This window comes from Dietzia sp. DQ11-38-2 (assembly GCF_014145055.1).
Lineage (GTDB): Bacteria > Actinomycetota > Actinomycetes > Mycobacteriales > Mycobacteriaceae > Dietzia.
Genome location: NZ_JAALDW010000303.1, coordinates 1 through 3563 on the forward strand (window position 1 = coordinate 1; position 3563 = coordinate 3563).

Below are 3563 nucleotides of genomic sequence, written 5' to 3' on the forward strand. Positions count from 1 at the left end.
GTACGCCCGCGGGTCCCGGCGGTCGGACGTCCACGGCCGGCAGCAGTGGCACCATGTCGTCGGCCCCGCGGTCACCGATCCGCGCGGTGAGGACACCGTCGACCACCCCCAGCTCACCGTCACGGGGTGCGCCGAGGCGCACCCCGATCCGCGTGGGCGCGGGCGCCTCCTCCAGTAGTCGGGAGGCGATCGGGTCGTCGTTCCCGGCCACCGCCACCCGCCCGGTGAGGACGCGGGCCTTGGCCGCGGCGTAGGCCTCCATCGACCCGTGCCAGTCCAGGTGGTCCTCCGCGACGTTGAGGACCACCCCCACGTCGGGTCGGCAGCTCGGCGCCCAGTGGAGCTGGAAACTCGACAGTTCAGCCGCGAGCACCTCGACCCTCGGCTCGGCGAGCAGGACCTCCGTCACGGGCAGGCCGATGTTGCCGCACGCCCGCACGGCCATGCCCGCCTCCCGGCAGATCGACTCGAGCATCGAGGTGGTGGTGGTCTTACCGTTGGTACCCGTCACCGCGAGCCAGGTCCGCGGCGGTCCGAACACCCCGGCCGCATCGGCCCGCCAGGCCAGTTCCACGTCCCCCCACAGCTCGAGGCCGGCCTCGGTGGCGGACAGTAACAGCGGGGAGTCGGGCCGCCACCCCGGGCTCGTCACCACCAGGTCGATCCGCCCGGAGCCGGTGTCGGCAATCATCTCGGCCGCGCGATCGAGGCCGACGCCGGTACAGCCCACCCCCTCCGGGAGCGAGGCCTGAAGCAGCGCGACGGCGTCCGGTCGCGAGTCCGCCACCACGGGCTCGGCGCCGAGCGCGTGGAGTATCCGGACCGCCCCCGGGCCGGACACCCCGGCGCCGAGGACCAGGACGCGGGCTCCGGTGAGATCGCGGACGCCGAGACCCCGCGCGGTCGCTCCGGTCCCTGTCGTGCGGCGTGCTGTCGCCTCGTGCTCTCTCATCTCCCGCTCTGTCACGTCCGTCACCCCGATGTGCTCGCGAGCCAGTCACCGTAGAACAGCGCGATCGCCAGGCCGCAGGAGATGGCCACGAGGAGCCAGAACCTGATGGTGACGGTCGTCTCGGCCCACCCGCCGTTCTCGAAGTGGTGGTGGATGGGAGTCATGCGGAACGGACGACGGCCGGTGGTGCGGAACGCCGCGACCTGGATGAGGACCGAGACGAACTCGATCACGAAGACCGCGCCGACGACGACCATGAGCAGCTCGGTGCGCGAGACCACCGAGACGCCTGCGACGATGCCACCCAGGAACATCGACCCCGTGTCGCCCATGAAGATCTTGGCCGGGGCGGCGTTCCACCACAGGAAGCCCAGACACGCCCCGAGCGAGGCGGAACACACCACCGCGATGTCGAGTGGGTCACGCACCTGGTAACACCCGGACAGATCCACCCCCTCCGCGGTGGAGAAGCACGAATACCGGAACTGCCAGAAGCTGAACACGACGTAGGTGCCCATGACCATGGCCATCGACCCGGCGGCCAGCCCGTCCAGGCCGTCGGTGAAGTTGACCGCGTTGGACCAGCCGTAGACCAGGATCACGATGAAGATCAGGAAGACGACCACCGGGAAGGTCACGGCGACGAAGTCGCGCATGTAGCTCAACGAGCGGCTGGCGGGGGTCAGCCCGTCGTCGTTCCGGAAACCCAGGACCAGGATGCCGAACGCGAGAGCCGCGAGCACCTGGCCGACGGTCTTGGACAGGATGCCCAGACCCTTGTTGTGCCGCTTGAACACCTTGAGGCCGTCATCGATCATCCCGACCGCCGCCAACGCGGTCGCCAGCCCGAGAATGAGCAGACCGGAGGCCGTGAATCCCCCGCCGCCCACCGTCACCTGTCCCACCAGCCCGGCCACGATGTAGCCGAGCCACACCGCGGCGAGGATCGCGATCCCGCCCATGTTGGGGGTCCCGCGCTTGCTCATGTGGGACTGCGGGCCCTCCAGCCGGATCTCCTGCCCGAAGCCGTGTCGACGGAAGTAGATGATGAGCACCGGGGTGAGGAAGATGCTCACGACGAAGGCGACGATGCCCGCGACCATGATCTGGGTCATTCGGACATCTCCTCACCACGCGTCGCGAGCACATGCTCCGCCACGCTCCACAACCCCACTGCCGCAGAGGCCTTGACCAGCACGATGTCCCCCGGCTGCAGCTGTTCGTCCACGAGGGCGCACGCCTCCTCGGCGGTCTCGACGTGCACCGCCTCCGACCCCCACGACCCCTCCTGCACCGCACCCTGGTACAGCGCGCGCTGCGGTCGACCCCGGCCGACCACCACCAGCTGGGACACGTCGAGGCGCACGAGGAACCGACCGATGAGATCGTGCTCCCTCACCGATTCCTCGCCCAGTTCGGCCATCTCGCCCAGGATCGCCCAGGTCCGACGGTGGCCCCCGCCCGCCCGCGCCATCACGGCGAGCGACCTGAGCGCCGCCCGCACCGAATCGGGGTTCGCGTTGTAGGAATCGTTGATCACGGTGACGCCGTCGGCGGTCACCCGCACGTCCATGCGGCGCGCGGACGCGGCCCGCGCGGTGCCGAGGGCGCCGGCGATCGTCGAGACATCCATCCCGCAGGCCAGGCCCACCGCGGCGGCCGAGAGGGCGTTGCCCACCTGGTGTTCACCGTGGACCCGGAGGGCCACGTCGGCCTCGCCGTCCGGGGTCACCAGGCGGAAGGAGGCCCGGACCTCGTCGTCCACCCGCACGCCCTCGGCGCGGAGGTCTGCGGACGGGCCGGATCCCACCGTCACGACCTCGGCGGAGGTCCGCCCGGCCATGCCCAGGACCCGTTCGTCGTCGGCGTTGAGCACCGCGACCCCTCCATGGGCCGCATCCGGCAGGGCCTCGACCAACTCACCTTTCGTGGCGGCGATGACGTCGCGCGACCCGAACTCACCGAGGTGCGCGGTCCCCACGTTGAGCACCACCCCGATCCTCGGGGGCGCGATCTCCGCGAGCTCCCGGATGTTGCCCGGCGCTCGCGCACTCAGCTCGAGCACCAGGAAGTCGGTGGACTCATCGGCGCGGAGGGCCGTCCAGGGGTGGCCGATCTCGTTGTTGAACGATCCGGGCGGCGCGATGACCGTCCCGGCGGCGGAGAGGACAGCCCCGATGAGGTCCTTGGTGCTGGTCTTGCCCGAGGAGCCGGTGATCCCGACCACGACGAGCCCGTGGTCGGCGACCAGCCTGTCGACGCTGGCTCGTGCCAGGGCTCCGAGTGCCGCGAGCACCGCCGCCCCGGACCCGTCGGAATCCGCGGCCAGGGCCATGGCGTTGGTGACGCGCCGGTCGACGGGGGGCACCACGATCTGGGCACCCCCCGCCCCGGGGACGTCGGTGACCTCGCGCGCGACCAGAGCGGCCGCCGCCCCGGCCTGCAGAGCGCGGCCGACGAACTCGTGGCCGTCGACCCGCTCGCCGGGCAGGGCGAGGAACAACCCGCCGGGGTCGATACGACGGGAGTCGAACTCGACGGAACCGGTGACCGCGGTCGAGGGGTCACCTCCGACCAACCGCCCGCCGACGATCTCGGCGATCTCGCCGAG

3 protein-coding genes are annotated in these 3563 nt (G+C 71.1%); all 3 read right to left on the minus strand.

The window, feature by feature from the left end; translation table 11 throughout:
• A partial coding sequence (locus G6026_RS10835; protein WP_347238093.1) for a Mur ligase family protein occupies positions 1-967 on the minus strand: 967 nt, incomplete at its 3' end.
• A 5-nt stretch (positions 968-972) separates the two neighbouring features.
• The gene (gene mraY, locus G6026_RS10840; protein WP_107756214.1) at positions 973-2067 is read right to left on the minus strand and encodes a phospho-N-acetylmuramoyl-pentapeptide-transferase; all 1095 of its coding nucleotides are present in this window, start codon (positions 2065-2067) and stop codon (positions 973-975) included.
• The coding region (gene murF / locus G6026_RS10845) for a UDP-N-acetylmuramoyl-tripeptide--D-alanyl-D-alanine ligase (RefSeq protein WP_182613188.1) at positions 2064-3563 on the minus strand (1500 nt) is incomplete at its 5' end. The genes murF and mraY, both read right to left, overlap by 4 nt.